Source organism: Inhella proteolytica, from assembly GCF_016093275.1.
GTDB classification, from domain to species: domain Bacteria; phylum Pseudomonadota; class Gammaproteobacteria; order Burkholderiales; family Burkholderiaceae_C; genus Inhella; species Inhella proteolytica.
The window spans coordinates 308484-332572 of the sequence record NZ_JAEDAK010000004.1; the positions used below are offsets into that span (position 1 = coordinate 308484).

The window sequence follows — 24089 nt, forward strand, 5'->3', positions numbered from 1 at the left end:
GGTTCCTAGAATCCGTCAGGCTTTTCCCGCGCATTTCTTCGCTTTTGGCGCGCTTTGTCGCGCCACCTGGATCCCCGTCAATGACTCCTCCGCCCCTGAAGCTGTCCGGCCTTGAACCCATGACCATCGGCATGGGCAGCCTGTTCGTCAATGTGGGCGAACGCACCAACGTCACCGGATCCAAGGCCTTCGCCCGCCTGATCCTGGCCGGCCAGTACGAAGAAGCCGTGGCCGTGGCGCGCCAGCAGGTCGAGAACGGCGCGCAGATCATCGACGTCAACATGGACGAGGCGATGCTGGACAGCCAGGCGGCGATGGTGCGCTTCCTGAACCTTCTGGCCAGCGAACCCGATGTGGCGCGCGTGCCAGTGATGGTGGACTCCAGCAAATGGAGCGTCATCGAAGCCGGCCTGCGCTGCCTGCAGGGCAAGGGCATCGTCAACTCGATCTCGCTGAAGGAAGGCGAGGCCGAGTTCCTGCGCCAGGCCAAGCTGGTCAAGCGCTACGGCGCCGCCGCGGTGGTGATGGCCTTCGACGAACAGGGCCAGGCCGACACCCTGCAGCGCCGCAAGGACATCTGCCAGCGCGCCTACGACCTGCTCGTGGGCATCGGCTTCCCGCCCGAAGACATCATCTTCGACCCCAACATCTTCGCCATCGCCACCGGCATCGAGGAGCACGCCAACTACGCGGTGGACTTCATCGAGGCGACGCGCTGGATCAAGCAGAACCTGCCCGGCGCCAAGGTCAGCGGCGGCGTCTCGAACGTCTCGTTCAGCTTCCGCGGCAACGAGCCGGTGCGCGAGGCCATCCACACCGTGTTCCTGTACCACGCCATCCAGGCCGGCATGGACATGGGCATCGTCAACGCCGGCATGATCGGCGTGTACGACGAGATCCCCGCCGACCTGCGCGAGCGCGTGGAGGATGTGGTGCTGAACCGCCGCCCCGACGCCACCGAGCGCCTGCTGGAGGTGGCCGACGCCGTCAAGGGCGCCGCCAAGGACGATTCGGCCAAGCTGGCCTGGCGCAGCGGCGATGTGAACGAGCGCCTCAAGCACGCGCTGGTGCACGGCATCACCGACTTCATCACCGAAGACACCGAGGAAGCCTGGCAAGCCATCAAGGCGGGCGGCGGGCGCCCGCTGCACGTCATCGAAGGCCCGTTGATGGCCGGCATGAACGTGGTGGGCGATCTGTTCGGCGCCGGCAAGATGTTCTTGCCCCAGGTGGTGAAGAGCGCGCGCGTGATGAAGTCCGCCGTCGCCCACCTGATCCCCTACATCGAAGAAGAAAAGCGCCAGCTCGAAGCGGCCGGCGCCGACGTGCGCGCCAAGGGCAAGATCGTCATCGCCACGGTGAAGGGCGATGTGCACGACATCGGCAAGAACATCGTCACCGTGGTCTTGCAGTGCAACAACTACGAGGTCATCAACATGGGCGTGATGGTGCCGGCCCATGAGATCCTGGCGCGCGCCAAGGCGGAAGGGGCGGACATCATTGGCCTGTCCGGCCTGATCACCCCGAGCCTGGAGGAGATGCAGCATGTCGCCGCCGAGATGCAGAGCGACCCGCATTTCCGCGATGCCGGCATTCCGCTCTTGATCGGCGGCGCCACCACCAGCCGCGTGCACACCGCGGTCAAGATCGCGCCCAAGTACGAAGGCCCGGTGGTCTATGTGCCCGATGCCTCGCGTTCGGTGTCGGTGTGCTCGGAACTGCTGAGCCCCGAGCGGCGTGGGGCTTACCTGGCCGAGATCCAGGCGGACTACCGCAAGGTGCGCGATCTGCACGCCAACAAGAAGCAGACCCCGCTGGTGAGCCTGCAGGCGGCGCGCGCCAACAAGGCCCTGGTGGACTTCCGCAGCCTGCCGGTGCCGCGCTTCGTGGGCGTGCGCCGGCTGGAGAACTACCCGCTGCAGGAGCTCGTGGCCTGCATCGACTGGGGCCCCTTCTTCCAGACCTGGGACCTGGCCGGCCCCTACCCGGCCATCCTGCAAGATGAAGTGGTGGGCGAGCAGGCGCGCAAGGTGTTTGCGGATGCCCAAGCCATGCTGAACCAGCTGGTGGCCGGCCGCTGGCTGCGCGCCGATGGCGCCTTCGCCCTGCTGCCCGCCGGCCAGGTGGAAGACGACGACATCGCCGTCTTCGACGCCCATGGCACGCCGCTGATGTGCTGGCGGGGCCTGCGCATGCAGACCGAGCGCCCGGTGGTGGACGGCCAGCGCCGCCCGAACCGCTGCCTGGCCGACTTCGTGGCCCCGCTGCGCGACGGCCAGGCACAGGACCATGTCGGCCTGTTCGCAGTGACGGTGCATGGCGTCGAGGCCAAGGAGGCCGAATTCCTGGCCCACCACGACGACTACTCCGCCATCCTGCTCAAGGCCCTGGCCGACCGCCTGGCCGAGGCCTTTGCCGAGCGCCTGCACCAGCGCGTGCGCACCGAGTTCTGGGCCTACGCGCCGGACGAACAGCTCAGCAACGAGGCCCTGATTGCCGAGCAGTACCACGGCATCCGCCCCGCCCCCGGCTACCCGGCCTGCCCGGACCACCTGGTGAAGCAGGACCTGCTGCGGGTGCTGCACGCCGAAGCCTTCGGCCTGACCCTAACCGAATCCATGGCCATGCACCCGGCCAGCTCGGTGAGCGGCTTCTACCTGGCCCACCCGGAGGCGGCCTACTTCAACGTCGGCCGCATTGGCGAGGACCAGCTGAAGGACTGGGCGCGCCGCTGCGGGTTGGATGAAGCGGCGGCCCGCCGCGCGCTCGCGCCGTTGTTGGATTAAGTGCAGCTGCACCTCCAGACCGTCCTGCTGTTCGCCGCGCTGACCACGGCCGGCGTGACGGTCGGCATCGGCCTGCTGGCCTGGCGCGACCGCAGCGCCTACCTGCGCGACTGGGCCGCCGCCCTGGTGGCGGTGTGCCTGGGCCTCGCCCTCTACGGCCTGCGCGAGGGCCTAGCCGCCTGGCTGGGCGTCATCGTCGCCAATCTGTTGCTGCTCTCGAATCAAGTGTTCAGTTGGACGGGCTATGCGCGCCTCTTTGGCGTGCGTCGGCCCTGGCCCTGGATCCTGGCCGGCTACCTGGCCGTCGCCGGCGTCTATGTGCTGCTGACCTACGTCTGGGATTCGTACACGCTGCGGGTGCTGTTCTTCAACGCCCTGCTCTGCCTGCTCTCGGCCGCCAGCGCGCTGCTGCTGTGGGATCACCGCCGGCGCGTCGGCGCGGCGGTGCTGGCGCTGCCACTGGGGGTGCACCTCCTGCAGGTGTTCCTGGGCCTGCTGCGGATCGGCGTCACGCTGCACGAGGGCGGGGTCTCGCAGCAGTCGATCTACGTCAGCCAGGGGCAGATCTTCGTCATCATGCTCAACAGCCTGGGCGTGATGGCGATGGCCTTCGGCTTCATGAGCCTGCACGCCGGCCGCCTGCTCGATGTGCTGGAGACCCAGGCCGCCACCGACCCGCTGACCGGCCTGCTGAACCGGCGCGGCTTCGACGCCGCGCTGCAGCGCGAATGGCGGCGCCACCAGCGCCTCGGCCAGGGCTTGGCACTGCTGATGGTGGACATCGACCATTTCAAGCAGATCAACGACAGCCAGGGCCACCCGATCGGCGATGCCGCGCTCTGCCATCTGGCCGCCACCCTGCGCCAGCAGCTGCGGCCCTATGACCTGATCGGCCGCCTAGGTGGTGAGGAGTTCTGCGTGGTGCTGCCCGGCGTCAGCCTCGAACTGGCGCGCCAGACGGCCGAGCGCCTGCGCCGCGCGCCGCTGGGCTTCGTGCCCGAGGGCGAGGCCGCGCCGGTGCAGATGACCGTGTCGATTGGCGTGGCCAGCGGCACGCCCGAAGATGCCGGCCCCGAGGCCCTGCTGGCCCGCGCCGATCGGGCGCTGTACCAGGCCAAGCAGCAGGGCCGTGACCGTGTCGTGCTCTCCGAACCCACCGCCTGATGTACATCCCCCCGCACTTCGCCGCGCCGTCCGACGCCGCCTGCATCGAGCTGCTGCGCACCCATCCGCTGGGCACCCTGGTGTGGCAGCAGGCCGACGCCCTGGAGGCCACACCCCTGCCCTGGCTGCTGCGCCAGCACGCCGGCCTGCAGCTGGCCGGCCATGTGGCCCGCGCGAACCCGCTGCTGAAGGCGCTGGCGGCCGGCCCGCTGCCGGTGCTGGTGATCTTTCAGGGGCCGCAGGGCTACATCTCGCCCAACTGGTACCCCAGCAAGGCCGAGACCGAACGCCAGGTGCCGACCTGGAACTACAGCACCGTGCATGCGCATGGCCACCTGCGCGCGGTGGACGAGGCCGGCTGGGTGCGCGAGCTGCTGGATGAGCTGACCCGGCAGCACGAGGCCGCCCTGCCCAAGCCCTGGCGCCTGGAGGACGCGGCGCCCGGCTTCATCGAGCAGCTGCAGCGCGTCATCGTCGGCATCGAGCTCCAGGTCGAGCGCCTGGAGGGCAAGTTCAAGCTCGGCCAGGACGAGCAGGCGCGTGACCAGCAGGGCAGCGCGGCCATGCTGCGCCAGCGCGGTGCGCACGCGCTGGCCGACGCGATGCAGCCCTGATCCGCGCTTCCCCGACCGGGCCCGTGGCGTCGGCTCGGCTAACCTGGGCATCCCTGACCGCGATGCGCCTGCTCCTCCTCATCCCCCTGCTGCTCTGCCTGGCCATGCTGAACGGCGCGGCACGCGCGTTGCCGCCCGAACTCAGCGACGCCGTGCTCAGCCAGTACCGCATCGACGGCTGGCAAGCCGAGCAAGGCCTGCCGGTGAGCGCGGTGCAGACCCTGCACCAGACGCGCGACGGCACGCTGTGGGTGGGCACCGGCAGTGGCTTGGCGCGCTTTGACGGCATCGGCTTCCAGCTGGTGCAGCCTGAAAAGGTGCCGGCGCTGGGCCGGCGCCCCATCTTCGGCCTGCTGGAAGACCGCGCGGGCACGCTCTGGGTCGGCCACGCCGGCGGCGCCGCTCGGTTGCGCGAAGGCGTGTGGGGGCCGGCCATCGATCCCGCGCTTCTGAACGGCCGACGCGTCTGGGCGTTCGCCCAGGCGCCGGACGGCAGCGTCTGGGGCGCCACCGAGGGCGGGCTGGTGCATTGGCAGGGCCCGCAGCCCAGGGTCTACCGCAGCGCCGATGGTCTGCCCGGCGAGCGCCTGCGCACCCTGGTGTTCGACCGCGAGGGCGTGCTGTGGATCGGCAGCACCGGCGCCGGCCTGTTCCGCCTGCGCCCGGGCCAGGCGCAGTTCGAACCGGTGGCCGGCTTTCCGCACATCGAGGTGCGCCACCTGCTGGCCGACCCGGAAGGCGGCGTCTGGGCCGCCACGCCCGGCGCCGGCCTGGTGCGCGTGCACGCCGACGGCAGCCTGCAGCGCTATGGCGTGGCCCAGGGCCTGCCCACCGAGCAGCTGACCTATCTGGTGCGCGACGACGATGGCGCGCTCTGGATCGGTACCTGGGGCGCTGGCGTGAGCCGCTGGCGCGACGGCCGCTTCAGCACCGTGAACAGCGAGAACGGCCTGGGCGGCGACCAGATCTGGACCGTCTACGCCGACCGCGAGGGCAGCCTGTGGGCCGGCAGCTGGAACGGCGGACTGAACCGGCTGCGCAAGCGCGGCTTCCCGGTCGTCGGCAAGCCCGAGGGCCTGGCCGCCGACAACGTGCGTGCCGTGCTGCTGGCGCGCGACGGCGCGCTCTGGGTCAGCACCGCCGGCGGCGGCGTCAACCGCATCCTGGGCGACCGGGTGCAGACCCTGGGCCTGCGCGAGGGCCTGGCCACGCTGGAGATGTCGGCCCTGTACGAGGACCAGGACGGCGCCATCTGGCTGGGCAGCTACACCGCCGGCCTGGCGCGCTGGCAGAACGGCCGCATCGAGCGCTTCGGCACCGCCCAGGGCCTGCCGCATGTGGATGTACGCAGCCTGCTGCGCGACCACCAGGGCCGGCTCTGGGTGGGTACGCGCAGCGGGCTGGCGCGGCAGGAGGGCCGCGGCTTCGTCGCCGTGAACGAACCCGGCGCGCCCAAGGAGGGCGTGGTGGCCATGCTGGAAGACCGTAAAGGCCGGCTGTGGTTCGCCACCACCGGCGACGGCCTGGTGCGCTACGAGAACGGTCGCTTCAGCACCCTGACGCGGCAGGATGGGCTGCCCTCGAACTGGATCCTGGCCCTGCACGAGGATGCCGACGGTACGCTCTGGATCGGCACCAATGGCGAGGGCATCAGCCGGCTGCGCGACGGCCAGATCCGCACCGTGCGCCCCGGCGACGGGCTGTGGGACGGCCTGGCCCAGGTCTTCATCGCCGACGAGCAGGACCGCCTGTGGATCAGCTGCAACCGCGGCTTCTACTGGGTGGCGCGGCGCGAGCTCAATGATTTCCTCGACGGCCGCCTGGCGCGCGTGCAAACCACCGGCTACGGCGTGGGCGAGGCGCTGCGCTCCCCCACTTTCTCCGGCGGCCTGCAGCCGGTGGCGGCGCGCGACCCCAAGGGCCGCATCTGGCTGCCCTCGCTCAAGGGTCTGGTGCAGGTGGACCCCCGCCGCCTGCCGCAGCTGGGCAGCCCGCCGGCCGTGCGCATCGAGTCCGTCAGCCTGGGCGGCCAGCCCGTGCCCCTTGCGGCCGAGCTGCTGCTGCCCCCGGACTCGGTGCCGCCGCTGACCCTGCGCTACGCCGCTGCCACCGTGCAGCATGCCGAGCGCGTGCGCTTTCGCTACCGCATGGAGGGCATGACGCCGGACTGGATCGAGGTTGGCGGCAGCCGCGAGGTCAACTTCCCGGCCCTGCCGCATGGCCAGTACCGCTTCCACCTCGCCAGCAGCCTGGACGGCCAGCACTGGCTGGAAAGCGCGCAGCTGCCCGTCACCGTGCAGCCCCGCCTGCACGAGCGGCGCGGCGTGCAGGTGCTGGGCGCGCTGGCGGCCCTGCTGGCCGTCATCGGCCTGTACCAGGGGCGCACCCGCCAGCTGCGCCTGCGCCAGGCCGAGATGGAGCGCCTGGTGGCCGAGAAGACCGAGGAGCTGCGCCGCGCCAACGAACACCTGGCCGAGCTGTCCTTCTCCGACGCCCTGACCGGCCTGGCCAACCGCCGCCGCTTCGACGAGCGCCTGCAGCAGGAATGGCGCCGCTGCGCCCGCCAGGGCCAGAGCCTGGCCCTGGTGCTGGCCGACATCGACGCCTTCAAGGCCTACAACGACAGCCTCGGCCACGCGGCGGGCGACACCGCGCTGCGCGAAGTGGCCGAAGTGATCCGCCACACCAGCGGCCGCGCCAGCGACTGCGCGGCCCGCTACGGCGGCGAGGAATTCGTGCTGCTGCTGCCCGGCCTGGACCTGGAAGCCGCCCAAGCCCTGGCCGAGCGCCTGCGCGCCGCTTGCGAAGCCCGCGCCCTGCCCCACCCCGCCTCTCCCGCCGCCGCCGTGGTCACGCTCAGCCTGGGCGTGGCAGCCTGCGTGCCCGACGCCGGCGCGGACCCCATGAGCCTGTTCACGGCGGCGGATGCGGCCTTGTACCGGGCCAAGCAGGGCGGGCGGAATCGGGTGGGGTGAGCGGACGCATCGAGTACTGCGCTCACCCGGACTCAGCAGGAAGCTCCAACGGCGCGGCTTCATAGAGCCCTCAGGGCCTTCAGCCCTGCACCCGACCTTCTTTCTTTGCTTCGCCAAAGAAAGAAGGCAAAGAAAGGCGACCCCGATGCCTACGCCCCTGGCTGCGCCAGGGGTCCCCTGCGGTGCTCGAAGAGCGGGCCCGGCGCAAAACTCACTGCGTTCGCTGCGCTCACTCCGTTCAGACAGTTGCGCCAAGTCAGAGCACGAGGCGCGCTGACGCGCGCGGGCCCGCTCTTCTGTGCTCCTCGGCTTGGCATAGGGGAACTGCAAACAGCCAACAGCCGAATACCGAACAGCCCGGACTTCCACCAGCGCGCCGTTTCCTGGCTGTTGGCTGTTCGGCTGCTGCCCCTATGCGCGGCCGAGAAGCGCAGCTTGGCTGGGCAGCGCGCGTTCCCATCAAATTCGGCCCGACTGTCTGAACGCAGTGAGTTTCGGGCCGGCCCAGCCAAGCGAGCATCGGAGAGGACCCCATGCCGAAGCCAAGGGGCTGCGCATCGGGGCGTGACCTCTTGGTTCCTTTTGGGTCAAGCCAAAAGGAACTCGGCTGCCGGGCTGAGCTGGCACCGAGCAAGGTCCTAATGGACCTTGCGACGGCCTGCGAAGGACTCGCGCTTGCAAGCGCGAATGCGGCCTGCAAGGCCGAGACCCGGCGGGGTCTCACGTAGTGCAGCCCGCTGAGGCCGCGGCAAGGACCGTGAACCACCCGACGCATCACCTGTTTCGCCACCGGCATGGCCGCCCGGCCCACCCCGCACTAGGATGCCTGCCACCCCGAGACGGAGACCTCCCATGGAAGCAGCCAGTGACAGCCTGCGTGCCGAACGCCTGTCCCAGATCGACGCCATAGCCACGGCCAGACTGAGTGCCGAGCGGCGCGCGGCCTTCAGCTTGTTTGCGCAGGATTGCCTGAGCCAGTTCGATGCCGACGACCTCGCACAGGAGAGCGGCGACGATTTGGCGGGGGCGCTCCTGTCGCATTGGCAGTTTGGCCAGCAGCGGACTCCAGGCAGCCCCAAGGTGCGCCTGATCAACCCCAATGTGGGCGAGGATGGCTGGGCGGCGCGCCACTCGGTGCTGGAGATCGTCAATGACGACATGCCCTTCCTGGTGGACTCCACCACGGTCGAGATCAACCGCCAGGGCCTGACGCTGCACTTCATCGTGCACCCCCTCTTTGCCGTGGCGCGCGACGCTGCCGGCAACCTGACTCAGCTGGCGCGCCCCTCGGACGCCGGCGATCTGCCGCGCGAGAGCTGGATGCAGATTCAGGTGGACCGGATCGTCGAGGTGGAGCGCCGCCAGGCCCTGGTGCAGGGCATCGAGGCCGTGCTGGCCGACGTGCGCGCCTCGGTGAGCGACTGGCGGGCCATGCTGGCGCGCCTGGGCGACGCGATTGCCGAGCTGGATCAGGTGCCCGCCTCCGTGGACCCGGCCGTGGTGGCCGAGAGCCGCGACTTCCTGAGCTGGCTCGCCGACGACCACTTCACCCTGCTGGGCTACCGCCAGCACGAGCTGCGCAGCGAGAACGACGAAGAGGTGCTGCACCTGGTGCCCGGCTCCGGCCTGGGCGTGCTGCGCGAAACCGCCGAAGAACTGCGCTCCGCCAGCTTCGCGGTGCTGCCGCGCGAGGCCAAGGCGCTGGCACGCGCGCCGCTGCCGGTGTTGGTCGTCACCAAGGCCAACAAGCGCAGTACCGTGCACCGCCCCGGCTACACGGATTACGTGGGCGTGAAGCGCTACAACGCCGCCGGCGAGGTGGTGGGCGAGCACCGCTTCCTGGGCCTCTACACCTCCACCGCCTACATGGCGCGGGTGGCCGAGACGCCGCTGATCCGCGGCAAGGTGGAGGCGATTGCGCGCCGCGCCGGCTACCCCAAGGGCTCGCACCGCGCCAAGGCACTGGCGCACACGCTGGAGACCTACCCGCGCGATGAGCTGCTGCAGGGCAGCATCGACGAGCTGTACGAAACCGCCATGGGCATCCTGGCCCTGGGCGACCGCCAGCGCCTGCGCCTGTTCCTGCGCCGTGACCCGTTCGACCGCTTCATCTCCTGCCTGGTGTACGTACCGCGCGAGAGCTTCGGCACCGAGCTGCGCATGCGCATCCACGACATCCTGATGGCGGCCTTTGCCGGCAGCAGTGCGGAGTTCGAGGTGATGCTGGGCGAGGCCGGGCTGGCGCGCATCCATTTCTATGTGCGCACTACGCCAGGCGCCATTCCAGAGTACGACCGCAAAGACCTGGAAACCAAGCTGGCCGCCGCCGCGCGCCGCTGGAGCGACCAGCTGCGCGACGCCTTGGTTGAGGCCGAGGGCGAGGCGCGCGGCCTGGCGCTGTTCAAGGCCTGGGAAGGCAGCATCCCAGCGGACTACCGCGCCCGCGTGTCGGCCCGCGCCGCCGTGGCCGATGTGCGCAAGTTCGCGCAGCTCAGCCCCGAGAACCCGGTGGCCGTGGCGCTGTACCGGCCGCTGGGGGCCGAGCCCGATCAATGGGGCTTCAAGGTCTACCGCCTGGGCGGCGCGGTGGTGCTGTCCGACAGCCTGCCGATGCTCGAACACATGGGCGTGCGCGTGATGGGCGAGCACAACCACCGCATCGCCGCCGGCAAGGTCTCGGTGCACGACTTCGACCTGCGCGCCCAGGTGCCCGATCACATCGACGTGCAGACCATGGCGCCGCTGTTCGAGCAGGCCTTCACCCAGGTCTTTGCCGGTCAGGTGGAGAACGACGACTTCAACAAGCTGGTGCTGCGCGCCGGGCTGCCGCCCGAGGACGTGGTGATCCTGCGGGCCTACGCCAAGTACTGCAAGCAGATCGGCTTTGCGCTCAGCCAGGCCACCATCGAGGCCACGCTGGCCAGCCATGCGCCCATCGCGCGCATGCTGGTGCAGCTGTTCAAACTGCGCTTCGACCCGGTAAACGCCAACCCGGAGGGCGAGGCCTCGCAGGTGCGCGCCATCGAGCTGGCGCTGGAGAAGGTCAGCGGCCTGTCCGAGGACCGCGTGCTGCGCCAGCTGCTGGCGCTGATCCAGTGCACCTTGCGCACCAACTTCTGGCGGACCGGCAAGGGCCATAGCGGCGAAGCCGGCCCGCGCCGCGAGTTCCTCAGCTTCAAGTTCGACTGCGCCCGCGTGCCCGGCCTGCCCGAGCCGCGCCCGCTGTTCGAGATCTTTGTCTACGCACCGCGCTTTGAGGGCGTGCACCTGCGCGGCGGCAAGGTGGCGCGCGGCGGCCTGCGCTGGAGCGACCGCCTGGAAGACTTCCGCACCGAGGTGCTGGGCCTGGTGAAGGCGCAGATGGTGAAGAACACCGTCATCGTGCCGGTGGGCTCCAAGGGCGGCTTCGTGTTGAAAAAGGCGCCCCCCGCCAGCGACCGCGAGGCCTTCATGAAGGAAGGCGTGGCCTGCTACCAGAACTACCTGCGCGGCCTCTTGGACCTGACCGACAACCTGGTCGGGGGCAAGGTGGTGCCGCCGCCGCACATCCACCGCCACGACCCCGACGACGCCTACCTGGTGGTGGCGGCCGACAAGGGCACCGCCACCTTCAGCGACTACGCCAACGCCGTCAGCCTGGAGTACGGCCATTGGCTGGGCGACGCCTTTGCCAGCGGCGGCAGCGTGGGCTACGACCACAAGGCCATGGGCATCACCGCCCGCGGCGCCTGGGAGAGCGTGAAGCGCGCCTTCCGCGAAATGGGCCACGACTGCCAGACAAAACCCTTCACCGTGGTGGGCGTGGGCGACATGTCGGGCGATGTGTTCGGCAACGGCATGCTGCTCTCCACCCAGATCCAGCTGCTGGCCGCCTTTGACCACCGCCACATCTTCCTGGACCCGAACCCCGACTGCGCGACCTCCTTCGCCGAGCGCCAGCGCCTGTTCGCACTGCCGCGTTCCTCCTGGGCCGACTACGACAGCCAGCTCGTCAGCGAAGGCGGCGGCGTGTGGTCGCGCAGCGAGAAGTCCATCCCGATCTCGCCCCAGGTGCGCGAGCGGCTGGGCATTGACGCCGAGCGCCTGACGCCGCTGGAGCTGATGCACGCGCTCCTGAAGGCGCCCGTGGACCTGCTCTACAACGGCGGCATCGGCACCTATGTGAAGGCGAGCAGCGAGAGCCACGCCCAGGTGGGCGACCGCGCCAACGACGCGCTGCGCGTCAACGGCAAGGAGCTGCGCTGCAAGGTGGTGGGCGAAGGCGGCAACCTTGGCTTCACGCAGCTCGGCCGCATCGAGGCCGCGCAGGCGGGCGTGCGCCTGAACACCGACGCCATCGACAACTCGGCCGGCGTCGACACCTCGGACCACGAAGTCAACATCAAGATCCTGCTCGGCCTGGCGCTGGCCGATGGCGAGATGACCGAGAAGCAGCGCAACACCCTGCTGGCGCAGATGACCGACGAGGTCGCCCAGCTCGTGCTGCGCGACAACACCTTCCAGACCCAAGTGCTGTCCGTCACCAACCGCCTGGGCAAGGAGCTGCTGGAGCAGGAAGCGCGCTTCATGCGCTTCCTGGAAAAGGCCGGGCGCCTGAACCGCGCCATCGAGTTCCTGCCCAGCGAAGACGAGATCGCCGAGCGCAAGGCCGCCGGCGGCCAGCTCACCACACCCGAGCGCGCCGTGCTGCTGGCCTACAGCAAGATGTGGCTGTTCGACGAGATCCTGCACAGCGAGCTGCCCGAGGACCCCTGGGTGGCCACCGCCCTGCAGCGCTACTTCCCGGCACCGCTGCGCGAGCAACTGGCCAGCTACATCCCGCGCCACCCGCTGAAGCGCGAAATCATCGCCACCCATGTGCTGAACAGCATGGTCAACCGCGTCGGCGCCACCTACGTGCACCGGCTGGTGGAGATGACCGGCGCCAAGCCCGCGCAGGTGGTGCGCGCCTACCTGATGGCGCGCGAGGTGTTCGGCCATGTGCCGCTGTGGCAGCAGGTCGAGGCGCTGGACAACCAGGTGCCCGACGCCATCCAGGCCGAGCTGCTGATCGAGGAAGGCCAGCTCACCGCGCGCGCCACCACCTGGTTCCTGCGCTCACGCCGCCTCGGCGAAGCCCTGCAGCCCACCATCGAGCGCCTGCAGCCGGCCGTCAGCGCGCTGGCCGCCCGTCTGGCCCCGGAAGCGCAGGCTAGCGAACTGGCCCAGCGCTGGATCGCCGTCGGCGTGCCCAGCGCGCTGGCCGCGCGCGTGGCGGCCGCCGAATCGCTTCTCTCGGCGCTGGACGTGGCCGAGGTGGCCGATTCGGTGCAGCGCGGCTTCGACGAGGTCAGCGCCGTGCACGTCGCCGTGGCGCGCCAGCTTGGCCTTTCGCGCCTGGCCGGGCTGATCGAGCAGCTGCCCGCCAGCAGCTACTGGCAAAGCCGCGCCAAGAGCGCGCTGGCCGACGACCTCGCCAGCCTGCAACGCCAGCTCTCGCAGGACGTGCTGGCGGGAGGCGGCGGCACGCTGGAAGAGATGCTGGGACGCTGGCAGCAGCTGAATGCCGCCACGCTGGAGCGCGCGCAGCGCCTGCTGGCGGATCTGGCGGAGACCCGGCAGGCGGATCTGGCGATGCTGTCGGTGGCGATGCGGGAGTTGCGCAACCTCGTTTGAGGGGCCGCCCCACTGATGCCGCTCGGGACCGGGCGAGGGTTGCAGGTTGAAGGCCTCGCTCCCTTCCCGACAGGTGCCCGTTCGCGAGAGCCTGCCGGGCCTCGCCCCGGCAGGCGAGCCCATCACCGCAGGCTCAGCAGGTCCGCTGCGGCTCACCGCGGCCACTCCTTTCTGGCCGCCCGGTGACCGCGGGCACTCGCCTATTCGTGGCCTCCACCCCCAGGGCCCTCAGTGCGCCGCGGGTGGCACGGTTGCACTGGCTGCTTCTCCAAGTCCCTGTCAAATCGATTGAAATTTCTTTTGGAGCTGTTTTGGATCGGTCTGGAGTTGCCGCGCGCGGGGGGCGGTGGCTTACTTCACGGCATGAAACTCCATCAGATCTGGCCCCTTTTTTTCCGACCGAGCACCGCCCTGCTTGTGGCCCTGAGCCTGTGCCTTGCATCGTGTGGCGGTGGCGCCAGCCGCCCCGACGCAGGGAGTGCCGAGGAGACCACCCAGCAAAGGCCGCCCAGCTTCGACTACAGCGTCCTGATGATGGGCAACAGCCACACCTCGGTGGCCGAATTGCCGCGTCACCTGAGTCAACTGCTCCAGGTCGGCCTGCCGGAGGTGACGGTCACGGTGGTGGTGGCACCCGACTGGATGTTTCTTGACGAACACCTCAGCAACCCGCGCACCATGGCCTTGCTGAGCGGCCGGGCTTGGCGTGCCGTGGTCTTGCAGGCGCAAAAGTACAGCAGCAGCGGGCAGTTCAGCTATTCCACGCAAGAGGCCCAGCAATTGGTGAAGACCGTGCGCAGCCAAAATGCTTTGCCTGTGTTGTTTCCCGAATGGCCCCGTCTGGGCATCACCGAAACCGAGCGCATCTACGCCCTTCATGTGAGCATCGCCCAGGCGCAGCCGGCCTGCGTGGCACCCGTCGGCCAGGCCTGGGATTTGGCCCTGCAACGCCACCCCTCGCTGCGCCTGCATAGCCCAGATGGCAACCATGCCAATGGGCAGGGCGCCTTTCTGACGGCCCTGACCCTGTACGCCGCCATCACGGGCCGCTCACCCCGGGCGCTGCCAGACATGAACAACGGCATGTCGTCTGAGCTCCAGGCGCAACTGCGCGCCGCGGCAGCCGACACGCTGGACAAGCTGAGCGCGCGCCGTCATTGCCCCGATGCACCGGTGCCAGGAACAGCGGGGGGCGGCTGAGGACGCTTGGTGTCTGCGCAAAGCACGAGTCAGCGTCCCGCTTCATGCGGAGCAAGGCGGCCTCGCTGAGGTGCTGGCCGAGCACGCCCACGAGCTGGGCAGCGCCGTGAAGAAGCCGAGGGGCGCCGGCACCAGCGGCTTGAACGCGAGCTGGGCTGAAGCTGACCGCTTGGGCGCGTCAGGCCCGCTGCAGCCCGCGCAGCCGCCGCCTTGCCGCCCTGGCCGTCGGCACCCAGGCCAGCGTGGCCCAGCGCCGCCACATCAGGAGCCCGCGCAGCCACTCGTCCGCCGCATAGGCGATCCACACCCCCACCAGGCCGAAGCCGAGATGCAGGCCAAGCAGCCAGCTGCCGCCGGCCAGCACCAGGGCCATCGAAACGGCGCCCACGGCGACCGGGTACTTGGCGTCGCCGGCCGCACGCAGCGCGTTGATGACGACCAGATTGAAGGTGCGGCCGGGCTCCAGCAGCACCGTCCACCACAGCAGGGTCAGGGCCAGGGCGGTGATCTGCTCGTCGCGCGTGAAGGCGGCCAGCAGCCAGGGCCCGGCCAGCGCTGCGGCGCCGGATACCGCCACGGCGCTGGCCAGGCCCAGCGCCAGCGAGCGGCGCAGCAGGCGGTTGGCCTCGCGCAGCTGGCCGGCACCGATCAGGTGGCCGATCAGGATCTCCATGGAGAGTCCGATCGCCAGCCCGCCCAGCAGGATGAAGTGCATCAGCTGCATCACGTAGGCATGCACCGCCAGCGCCTGGCTGCCCATCTGGGCGGTGACGGCCACGCTGACCATGAAGGCCAGGCGCCAGGCGATGTTCTCGGCCGCGCCGGGCAGGCCGATGTGCAGCATGGCCGCCACCTCGGGCTTGCGCCATTGCCACCAGTCGGCCCAGCGCGGGCGCAGGTCCAGGCGCTGGGCCCACAGCAGGCTGTGCAGCAGCAGGGCCAGGAAGCGGCTGGCGATCAGCGCCCAGGCAAAGCCCACCAGGCCGTAGGCCGGCATCCAGGCCAGGGCCAGGCCCAGCTGCAGCGCGTTCATCACGATCAGCACCGCCAGGGTGTCGCGCGCGCGCAGATGGGCACGCATCACGCTGCCCATGCTGGCGTTCCAGGCGTCCAGCAGCAGGCCCGGGGCCAGCCATTGCAGGAAGGGCAAGGCCAGCGGCAGCAGCTCGGCCGGCGCCTGCAGCAGGCCCAGCAGCGGGCGCGCGCCGGCCCAGGCAGCCAGCGCGCAGCCCAGGCCGATCCAGCTGCTGGCGCCCAGCGCGGCACGCGCCAGCGCATCGGCCGCACCCCGCTGGCCACTGCCCAGCGCCTGGGTGATGACCACGCCGATGCCCGCGCCGATGACGCGAAACACGATGAACAGGGTGGCCTGCAGCTGGTTGGTGAGCGCAAAGGCGCCGGCGGCGCCATCGCTCACGCGCGCGGCCAGCGCGGTGGCCACCAGGCCCACCGCCATGCCCAGCGCCAGTTCGAGAAAAAGCGGCCAGAGCAGGGGCCAGAGCTTGGGGGTGGCGCGCGCCGCCGCCGGGAGAGGTACAGCCATGTGGGGCCGATTGTGCTGACGTAACTCAAGGTAATACGGCCCGCCCGCACCGCCGCACGGGGCGGGGTGTAAAAACGCCGTCCGCCGGCCCTGGGGCCACGAGAAGAGCCGACCACGATGCAGGGAGACCCGAAGCGCCGCCGCGCCATTGCCGCTTTGGCCGCAGGCTATCTGTGCTTCGGCCTGGCCTGGATCCTGCTGTCGGACGCGCTGCTGGCCCTGCTGCTGCTGCCCGAGCAGATGCAACGCCTCTCCACCGTCAAGGGCGTGCTCTTCGTGCTGCTGACGACGGGCTTCTGGACTTGGGCGCTGCACCACATCGGCACGTTGACGCCCGACCCCATGCCGCGCCAGCTGGCGCGCCGCGAGGGCCTGGCGCCGCCCTGGCTGGCCCTGCTGGCCGCGCTGCTGCTGCCGCTGCTGGCCCTGCTGCTGCGCCAGCAGCTGGCCCCGCTGGCGGAGGCACGGCCGGTGTTCCTGCTCTTCATGCTGCCGATCGTGCTGGCCGCGCTGCTGGGCGGGCTGACGGCAGGCCTGTTGGCCACCACGCTCTCGGGCCTGCTGACCGCGCTGCTGACGCCGGATCTGCGCTGGTCACCGTTCGGCTGGAGCGGGCTGGACAGCTTTCTGTGGGTGCTGATGCTGAGCACCGGCGTGGTCATCAGCCTGCTCAGCGCGGTGCTGCTGCGCAGCCTGCGGCGCGAACGCCGCCACCGCCTGCTGATCGACGCCGTCATCGAGGGCAGCCCGGACGCCATCTGGGTGCGCGACCCGCAAGGCCAGGTGCTGCTGGCCAACCAGGTGGCACAGCAGCAGCAGGGCGTGCTGGAGGGGCCGCTGAGCCCGCTGGAACAGGCCACGCTGGGCGATGGCCATGTGCACAACGTCGCGGCCACGCGGCGCCTGCGCGACGGCCCGCTGCACCACCTGCTGCTGACCGTGGGGCCGGTGCCCGACGCGCAGGGCGGGCGGCAAGGCGTGTTCTCCATCGCCCGCGACGTGACCGAGCTGCGCGACAGCCTGGCCGTGCTCTCGCGCAGCCAGCTGGCCCTGGCCGAGGCCCAGCAGCTGGCGCACATGGGCAGCTGGGAGATCGAGCTGCCCGAGGGCCAGCCGCAGACCAGCGCCGAGCTGCGCCGCCTGCTCGGCCTGCCCGAGGGCCAGCTGCTGCACAGCCTGAGCGAGCTGGCGCGCTGCTTCGAGCCCGGGGAGGAATTCGAGGCGGCGCTGGAGCGCGCGCTGGCCACCGGTGAGCCCTACCAGGGCGACCTGCAGCTACGGCGCCCGGACGGCAGCCGCGCCTGGGTGACGGCGCGCCTGCGCGTGGACCTGAATGCCGCCGGCCGGCCCGCGCGCCTGAGCGGGGCGTTGCAGGACATCAGCGCGCGCAAGCGTGCCGAGATGGCGCTGGCCGAGCGCGAGCAGCAATTGCGCCGGGTGCTGGCCGGCTCCGATCAGGGCTACTGGGACTGGGACCTGGTGAGCGACCGCCTGCAGGTCAGCGAGAACCTGGAGCGCCTGCTCGGCTACCCCGAGGGCCAGCTGCACCAGCGCGGCACGCGCTGGGACGACTTCGTCCACCCCGAGGACCTGCCCTTGGCACTGGCCGCCGTGGAGCGCCACAAGAGCGGCGCCACCCCGCACTACCAGGCCGAGCTGCGCTGCCAGACCCAGGACGGGCGCTGGCGCCGCCTGTCCGTGCGCGGCCGCGTGCTGGAGCGCGACGCCCAGGGCCGGGCCCTGAGCATGGCAGGCACCTTCAACGACATCACTGAGCGCCACGAACTGGAGCTCGCGCTGCGCGAGGCACAGACCGTGTTCGACCGCAGCGACGAGGGCATCATGTTCTGCGATGCCGAGCTGCGCATCACCAAGATCAACCCGGCGCTGTGCGCCATCACCGGCTACAGCCCGTCGGAGGTGATCGGCCAGACGCCGCGCCTGTTCTCCTCCGGACGCCACGACGCCGCCTTCTACGCCGGCATGTGGGCCAGTCTGAAGCAGCATGGCCGCTGGCGCGGCGAGATCTGGAACCAGCGCAAGAACGGCGAGGTCTACGCCGAGATCCTCTCCATCTCGGTGGTGCGCGACGCCGAGGGCGCGGTGCTGCACTACATCGCCGTGTTCACCGACGTCAGCCTGCTCAAGCGCCACGAGGAAGAGCTGGAGCGCATGCTCCATTACGACCCGCTGACCGGCGTGGCCAACCGCCGCCTGCTCACCGACCGCCTGCAGCAGGCGCTGGCGCGCGCGCGCCGCAGCGGCAAGCCGCTGGCCGTGTGCCTGCTTGACCTGGACGGCTTCCGCCAGGCCAATGAGCGGCATGGCGAGGACGCCGGCAACCGCCTGCTGGTGGGCGTGGCCCAGCACCTGCAGGCCGTGCTGCGCGCCGACGACACCCTGGCCCGCCTGGGTGGCGACGAGTTCGTGCTGCTGCTCACCGAGCTGCATTCCACGCAGGAATGCCTGCAGGTGCTGGACCGCGTGCTGGCCGCCGCCCGCCTGCCGGTGGCGCTGGGCGAAGGCCTGCAACTGGGCCTGAGCGCCAGCGTCGGCGTGACCCTGTTCCCTGACGACGAGGTCGATGCCGACACCCTGCTGCGTCACGCCGATCAGGCAATGTTCCAGGCCAAGGACGCCGGACGCGACCGCTACCAGCTCTTCGATCCCGAGGCCGAACGCCGCGCCCAGGCGCAGCGCAGCGAGCTGCAGCGCCTGCAGCAGGCCTATGAGGCCGGCGAGTTCGTGCTGTTCTACCAACCCAAGGTCGAGCTGGCCGAGGGCCGCCTGACCGGGGCCGAGGCCCTGATCCGCTGGCAGCACCCGGAACGCGGCCTGCTGCCGCCGGGCGAGTTCCTGCCCTACCTGCCCGGCAGCGCGCTGGAGCTGCTGCTCGGCCAATGGGTGCTGGAGCAGGCCTGGGACCAAGCGGCGCGCTGGCACGCGCAGGGCCAGGCCCTGTGCACGGGCGTCAACATCAGCGCCCACGAGCTGCTGGCGCCCGGCTTTGCCACGCGCTTGGCCGCCACGCTGGCACGCCACCCCGGCGTGCCACCGGCCCTGCTGGAGCTGGAGGTGCTGGAGTCCGCCGCCATCGGCGACATGACCCAGGCGGTGGCCGTGATGCGCGAGTGCCGCAGCTTGGGCGTGCGCTTCGCGCTCGACGACTTCGGCACCGGTTACTCCTCGCTCAGCTACCTGCGCCAGCTGCCGGTGGACGTGATCAAGGTCGACCAGAGCTTCATCCGCAACATGCTGGCCAGCCCGAGCGATCTGGAGATCGTCGTCGGCGTCATCGGCCTGGCCCGCGCTTTCCACCTGGAAGCGGTGGCCGAGGGCGTCGAGACCCTGGAGCATGCCCAAACCCTGCGCCGCATGGGCTGCCAGCTGGCGCAGGGCTACGGCATCGCGCGGCCGCTGCCGCTGGCCTCGTTCGAGGCCTGGCGCGCGCAGTGGCAGGGGCTGCCCGCGGCCTGAGAGCCTGTTCACGATCTCTTCGTAGTGCCCGTTGCCCCGCAAAGCCGGTGGCTGCAAGGCGCAAACCGCAGCCGGGCTGGTGGCCCGGCGAGGATTTGCAACACCGCAGACGCTGGCTTTGCGGGGCAACCCGCAGGGCAAGGCAGCCCAGGGCACCACGAAGAGATCGTGAACAGGCGCTGAGCGCCACAATCACCGCCATGCATCCCACCCTCGCCTTCATCGGCGGCGGCAACATGGCCAGCGCCATCCTCGGCGGCCTGCGCCGTGCCGGCCGCCCCGCCGACGCCTTCCTGGTTGTCGAACCCTTCGAAGCGCAGCGCCAACGCCTGGCGGCCGAGTACGGCGTGCAGGCCCAAGCCCATGCGGACGAGCGCCTCAGCCAGGCCGCGCTGGTGGTCTGGGCCGTCAAGCCCCAGCTGTTCGGCGAGGCCGCCACGCCCGCGGCCGCTTGGCTGGGCCAGGCCCTGCACCTCTCCGTGATGGCCGGCGTGCGCAGCGACACGATCGCCGACCTCTGTGGCACCCAGCGCGTGGTGCGCGCCATGCCCAACACGCCGGCGCTGATCGGCCAGGGCATTGCCGGCCTGTACGCTCGCGAGGCGGTGACGGAACTCGACCGCGCCGAGGTCGAGGCCGTGCTGGCGCCCACCGGGCGCACGCTCTGGGTGGAGCGCGAGGACGACCTGGACGCCGTGACCGCGCTCTCGGGCTCCGGCCCGGCCTATTTCTTCTACGTCGTCGAGGCCATGATCCAGGCCGGCCTGGACCTGGGCCTGCACGAGGCCCAGGCGCGCGAGCTGGCGCTGGCCACCTGCGGCGGCGCGGCCGCGCTGGCGCTGCAGTCGGAAGAGTCGGTTGCCACGCTGCGCGAGCGCGTCACCAGCAAGGGCGGCACCACCCACGCCGCGCTGGAGAGCCTGCGGGCGGATGGCGTGGGCGAAGCGGTGCAGCGCGCCGTGCGCGCGGCGGCCGCCCGCGCCGCCGAGCTCGGCAAAACTTGATTCGCACGCCTTGGGCATCGCTTCCCGGATGAGCCTGCGCGCCTGGCTGCGCGCCCCTGGTTCACTCTCCGCCCGCCTGGCCCGCCACGGCCGCTTCGAGGTGCAGTTGCTGCGCCAGGCCACGGCCAAGCTGCGCGCGCCCGAGCGCCAGCAGCTCGGGCGGCCGCGGCGCGGCTGCACCCTGGTGCGCGAGGTGGTGCTGCGCGTCAATGGCGAGCCCCTCGTGTGGGCGCGCTCCAGCTTGCACAAGAGCACGCTTGCAGGCCCCTGGCAGGCGCTCAAGGGCCTGGGCCGGCGGCCGCTGGCCGAGCTGCTCTACCAGGACCGGCGCGTGCAGCGCAGCACCCTGCAACCCAAGCGCCTGAGCCCCTGCGGCCCGACGCGCCGCCACATGCAGCAGCAGTGGCTGCAGGCCACCGGCACGCCCGCGCCGGCCGGCATGCAATGGGCACGCCACTCGGTGTTCAAGCGCAAGGGCGCGCTCTTGCGCATCCTGGAGCTGTTCCACCCGGATGTGGCGGCCCTGGCGCCTTACCCAGGCACGCGCCGGCCCACACTCAAGACGCTGGCCTGCGCACCGACCGGACGCCTGCACCACCCGCAGTGGGGGCCGGCGCGCGCGCCGCGCTGAGCGGCCCTGTCCAAAGGCACTGCGGGCGCAGCCCCGCTACGCTGGCCGTCCCGTCTGCCGGAGGCCCCATGCACCGCCGCCTTTCCCTGCTTCTGCTCAGCCTGCTACCGCTGGCCGCCGCAGCCCAGTCGCCCGCGCCACGCGATCTGCGCTACCTCGTCATCCACAGCCCCGGCCCGGCCTGGGTGGCCGGCCGCTCGCCCTTTGAGCAGCCCGGCATCCAGGCCCATATCGCCCATTACCGCCAGTGGCAGCAGCAGGGCAAGCTGGCGCTGGGCGGCCCCTTCATGGACGCGGCGGCGGGCGGCATGATGCTGCCCGAGCCGGGCATCCCCGCCGAGGAGGTCGAGGCCTTTGCCAAGGCGGATCCTGCAGTGCAGTCGGGCCTGCTGAAGGTGGAGCTGCGACCCTGGCTGATCGGCATGCGCAGGTCCACGCCCTAGCTCGGCCTCGACGCCGAGCCGGCCCGCCGTCCTGCGACGAAATACGGAGTGCGCCAAGGCAGGCTGCGGCCCACAATCGTCCGCCTCCAAGGGGCCCGCTGGCGGCTGTCCACAGCGGATCCTGTCCTCCAAAGGACGGCGCAGGAGGTGGTTCATGAAGTTCGGTCGAACACTCGCTCTGTCTGCCCTGCTGGCCCTGGCGGCCAGCCTGCCCGCTGCGGCTCAGACCAAGCCCTACAACGAGGGCTCGGTCTGGGGCATCAGCCTCATCAAGGTGAAGCCCGGCATGCAGGACATCTATCTGCGCGACCTCGGCGTGGCGCGCAAGAAGCTGATGGAAGAGGCCAAGAAGCAGGGCCTGATCCTGTCCGAGAAGATCCTCATCGGCCAAGCCTCGGACCGCGAGGACTGGGACCTGATGCTGATGGTGGAGTTCAAGAACTGGGCCGCCTTCGATGGGCTGACCGACAAGTTCGACGCGCTCTCATTGAAGATGGTCGGCACCGAGGAGAAGCAGGTGCAGATGATGGTCAAACGCACCGAGACGCGCGAGATCCTGGGCAACAAGACGATGCAGGAGATCACGCTCAAGTGAGCAGCCCGGCCAGCTCGCGCTCGGATTCGGCGAGCTGGACCAGCAGCCATGCATGCAGGGCCTGCACCTCGGGCCGCTGCCAGGTCGGGGCACTGGCGACCAGCCAGTACTGACGCGGCGACGGCACCTGCAGGGTGTGCAGGGGCAGCAGGCGCCCGTCGCGCAGCCGGTCCAGCACCAGCAGACCGCGCGCCAGCGCGATGCCCAGTCCGCTCTCGGCCGCCTGCAGCAGCAGACCGGCGTCGTTGAAGCTGGCCACCGGCTCGGGCAGTGGCTCCAGCACGCCGGCCGGCTGCATCCACAGCGCCCAGCTGGCGGTGCCCTCCAGCATCGGAAAGCGCAGCAGGTCGGCGGGCGCCAGGCCGCGCAGCGCGGCCGCCAGGCTGGGGCTGGCCACCGGCACCAGGCACTCGAAACCAAGCGACTGGGCCACGGCCCCTTCCCAGGGCTGCTGGCCATAGCGGATCGCCACATCGACCCCCGGGCCCAGCACCTCCGCGACGGTCTGGCGCGCGTCGATGGCCAGGCGCCAGCCCGGGTGGGCGCGCTGCCAGCGCGACAGGCGTGGCAGCAGCCAGCATTGCGCAACGCTCGGCAGCATGGAAAGCCGCAGCACACGCTGCGGCGCCTGACCGAGTGCGCGCGCCTCGCGTTCGCCAGCCTCCAGCAGCGCCAAGGCCTGCTGCACGCGGCTCAGCAAGGCGGTGCCGGCGGCGTTCAGGCGCAGGCCGCGGCCGACGCGGTCGAACAGCGGCAGGCCCAGGCGGTCTTCGAGCAGGCGAATTTGCTGGCTCACGGCGCCATGGGTCAGGTTGAGCTGCTCGGCGGCGGCGCGCAGGTTCTGAGTCTGCGCCGCCTGGCGGAAGGCGCGCAGGGTTTGGAGGGGCAACATGGTTAGCAATGCTATCCAGTAGCACCAGGATTCATCGCTGGATTGGAGCGACCCTGCTGCCTAGGATCGCGCCACTCCCTGCCCCCGACCGCCATGCTCAGCCTTCAACACCCCCTGATGCCGACGCGCCGCCAGTTGGCCCTGTTCCTGGGTGCCAGCACGCTCTCCACCTTGGCGCCAGCAAATCCAACAGCCCCCTCCACGGACTGGCAGGAGCACACGACCGAGACCCCGGACGGCCCGCTGGCCTATGCCCGCGCCGGCCAGGGCCCGCTGCTGGTGCTGCTGCCCGGCGGCCCGGGTGGCAGCGGCTGGGCGCTGCGCCATTGGTCAGCATCGCTCACGGATCACTTCACCGTGGTGGTCCTGGACAACATCGGCCGCGGCCGCAGTGAACGCCTGGCCGACCCGCGCCGCTACACGCTCGCGCGCGACGTCGAGGACCTCGAGCGCCTGCGCCAGCACCTCGGCCAAGAGCGCCTGTGCGTGTACGGCCACAGCTACGGCGGCCTGCTGGCCCAGGCCTGGGGCGCGGCGCACCCGCAGCGCGTGCGGGGGCTGATCCTGGGCAACACCCTGCACGGTGCGCGTGCCTGGCAGGAGCAACTGGAGCGCTGCAAGGCACAGGTGCGCTTCCAGCACCCGGCGGTGTGGGCGCAATGGCAGGCGGATCGGGCGCGCGGTCTGCGCTCGGACCGCGACGCCTTCGACACCCTGCTCAGCCCCTGCCTGGACACGCTCTATTGGCACAACCCCGAGCACGCGGGGCGCAAGCCCCCCGTCGGTCCACCACCCAGCCCGCAGCCGGAGCGCGACCGGCTGAACCGCACGGTCTATCTGGCCATGCTGGGCGACGACCCCGAGTGGGAGGTGGGCGGCACGCTGGCGGGCGTCGAAATGCTGCCGCAGCTGCCGCGCATTCAGGCGCCAGCCCTGGTGCTGAGCGGACGGGCAGATCGCATCTGCCCGCCCTCCGCCGCGCAGGAGATCGCGTCCGTGCTGCCGCAGGCGCAGTGCCATGTGTTTGAAGGCAGTGGCCACCGCCCCTTCGTCGAAGAGCCCGAAGCTTGGGCACTGCGCGTGGCGGGCTTCGGGCGCAGCCTGGACTGA

At 70.7% G+C, this 24089-nt stretch carries 14 protein-coding genes; 12 read left to right on the plus strand and 2 right to left on the minus strand.

The genetic code is table 11. The annotated features are described in order from the left end of the window. Positions 1–80: 80 nt before the first annotated feature. The 6 genes from metH to I7X39_RS08300 all read left to right on the plus strand — a co-directional run bounded on the left by metH (position 81) and on the right by I7X39_RS08300 (position 14394). Positions 81–2786 carry a methionine synthase gene (metH, locus tag I7X39_RS08275; protein ID WP_198110505.1) on the plus strand — a complete coding sequence of 902 codons (2706 nt, stop codon included), beginning with the start codon at positions 81–83 and terminating at the stop codon, positions 2784–2786. After that, positions 2787–3950, plus strand: a complete 1164-nt coding sequence (locus tag I7X39_RS08280) for a GGDEF domain-containing protein (protein ID WP_198110506.1) — start codon at positions 2787–2789, stop codon at positions 3948–3950. Continuing rightward, positions 3950–4564: an FMN-binding negative transcriptional regulator gene (locus I7X39_RS08285; RefSeq protein WP_198110507.1), complete on the plus strand. Its 615-nt coding sequence runs from the start codon at positions 3950–3952 to the stop codon at positions 4562–4564. The genes I7X39_RS08280 and I7X39_RS08285 overlap by 1 nt, the downstream gene beginning before the upstream one ends. Before the next feature lie 62 nt (positions 4565–4626). After that, on the plus strand, positions 4627–7539 hold the full coding sequence (locus tag I7X39_RS08290) for a ligand-binding sensor domain-containing diguanylate cyclase (RefSeq protein ID WP_198110508.1): 2913 nt from the start codon (positions 4627–4629) through the stop codon (positions 7537–7539). Between the two features lie 852 nt (positions 7540–8391). After that, positions 8392–13194 (plus strand): NAD-glutamate dehydrogenase, encoded by a 4803-nt coding sequence (locus I7X39_RS08295; RefSeq protein WP_198110509.1) that lies wholly within the window; start codon positions 8392–8394, stop codon positions 13192–13194. A 231-nt stretch (positions 13195–13425) separates the two neighbouring features. Further along, complete coding sequence (locus I7X39_RS08300) at positions 13426–14394, plus strand: hypothetical protein (RefSeq protein ID WP_198110510.1); 969 nt, start codon at positions 13426–13428, stop codon at positions 14392–14394. 178 nt (positions 14395–14572) lie between these two features. Here the strand turns inward: I7X39_RS08300 and I7X39_RS08305 are convergent, their stop codons facing one another. Next, a complete protein-coding gene (locus tag I7X39_RS08305; protein ID WP_198110511.1) occupies positions 14573–15937 on the minus strand; it encodes an MATE family efflux transporter in 1365 nt (454 codons plus the stop codon). A gap of 117 nt (positions 15938–16054) precedes the next feature. On the opposite strand from I7X39_RS08305, the gene I7X39_RS08310 reads away from it, so the two are divergent. The 5 genes from I7X39_RS08310 (at position 16055) to I7X39_RS08330 (ending at position 22087) form a co-directional block, all read left to right on the plus strand. After that, positions 16055–19414, plus strand: a complete 3360-nt coding sequence (locus tag I7X39_RS08310; protein ID WP_198110512.1) for a sensor domain-containing protein — start codon at positions 16055–16057, stop codon at positions 19412–19414. A gap of 200 nt (positions 19415–19614) precedes the next feature. After that, the gene (gene proC / locus I7X39_RS08315) at positions 19615–20418 is read left to right on the plus strand and encodes a pyrroline-5-carboxylate reductase (protein ID WP_198110513.1); all 804 of its coding nucleotides are present in this window, start codon (positions 19615–19617) and stop codon (positions 20416–20418) included. A 28-nt stretch (positions 20419–20446) separates the two neighbouring features. Next, positions 20447–21049 carry a chorismate--pyruvate lyase family protein gene (locus tag I7X39_RS08320; protein ID WP_198110514.1) on the plus strand — a complete coding sequence of 201 codons (603 nt, stop codon included), beginning with the start codon at positions 20447–20449 and terminating at the stop codon, positions 21047–21049. 68 nt (positions 21050–21117) lie between these two features. Then, positions 21118–21492 carry a YciI family protein gene (locus I7X39_RS08325; protein ID WP_198110515.1) on the plus strand — a complete coding sequence of 125 codons (375 nt, stop codon included), beginning with the start codon at positions 21118–21120 and terminating at the stop codon, positions 21490–21492. A gap of 154 nt (positions 21493–21646) precedes the next feature. Beyond that, positions 21647–22087 carry a hypothetical protein gene (locus tag I7X39_RS08330; RefSeq protein ID WP_198110516.1) on the plus strand — a complete coding sequence of 147 codons (441 nt, stop codon included), beginning with the start codon at positions 21647–21649 and terminating at the stop codon, positions 22085–22087. On the opposite strand, the gene I7X39_RS08335 is transcribed toward I7X39_RS08330, so the two are convergent. Next, positions 22080–22979: a LysR substrate-binding domain-containing protein gene (locus I7X39_RS08335; protein ID WP_198110517.1), complete on the minus strand. Its 900-nt coding sequence runs from the start codon at positions 22977–22979 to the stop codon at positions 22080–22082. The genes I7X39_RS08330 and I7X39_RS08335 overlap by 8 nt on opposite strands. Positions 22980–23072: 93 nt before the next feature. On the opposite strand from I7X39_RS08335, the gene I7X39_RS08340 reads away from it, so the two are divergent. Continuing rightward, entirely contained in the window at positions 23073–24089 is a 1017-nt protein-coding gene (locus I7X39_RS08340; RefSeq protein WP_198110518.1) for an alpha/beta fold hydrolase, read from the plus strand.

Coding starts and splice junctions, on each gene's coding strand:
- metH (WP_198110505.1), top strand. CDS start 81: ATGACTCCTCCGCCCCTGAAGCTGTCCGGCCTTGAACCCATGACCATC.
- I7X39_RS08285 (WP_198110507.1), top strand. CDS start 3,950: ATGTACATCCCCCCGCACTTCGCCGCGCCGTCCGACGCCGCCTGCATC.
- I7X39_RS08290 (WP_198110508.1), top strand. CDS start 4,627: ATGCGCCTGCTCCTCCTCATCCCCCTGCTGCTCTGCCTGGCCATGCTG.
- I7X39_RS08295 (WP_198110509.1), top strand. CDS start 8,392: ATGGAAGCAGCCAGTGACAGCCTGCGTGCCGAACGCCTGTCCCAGATC.
- I7X39_RS08305 (WP_198110511.1), bottom strand. CDS start 15,937: ATGGCTGTACCTCTCCCGGCGGCGGCGCGCGCCACCCCCAAGCTCTGG.
- I7X39_RS08310 (WP_198110512.1), top strand. CDS start 16,055: ATGCAGGGAGACCCGAAGCGCCGCCGCGCCATTGCCGCTTTGGCCGCA.
- proC (WP_198110513.1), top strand. CDS start 19,615: ATGCATCCCACCCTCGCCTTCATCGGCGGCGGCAACATGGCCAGCGCC.
- I7X39_RS08320 (WP_198110514.1), top strand. CDS start 20,447: ATGAGCCTGCGCGCCTGGCTGCGCGCCCCTGGTTCACTCTCCGCCCGC.
- I7X39_RS08325 (WP_198110515.1), top strand. CDS start 21,118: ATGCACCGCCGCCTTTCCCTGCTTCTGCTCAGCCTGCTACCGCTGGCC.
- I7X39_RS08330 (WP_198110516.1), top strand. CDS start 21,647: ATGAAGTTCGGTCGAACACTCGCTCTGTCTGCCCTGCTGGCCCTGGCG.
- I7X39_RS08335 (WP_198110517.1), bottom strand. CDS start 22,979: ATGTTGCCCCTCCAAACCCTGCGCGCCTTCCGCCAGGCGGCGCAGACT.
- I7X39_RS08340 (WP_198110518.1), top strand. CDS start 23,073: ATGCTCAGCCTTCAACACCCCCTGATGCCGACGCGCCGCCAGTTGGCC.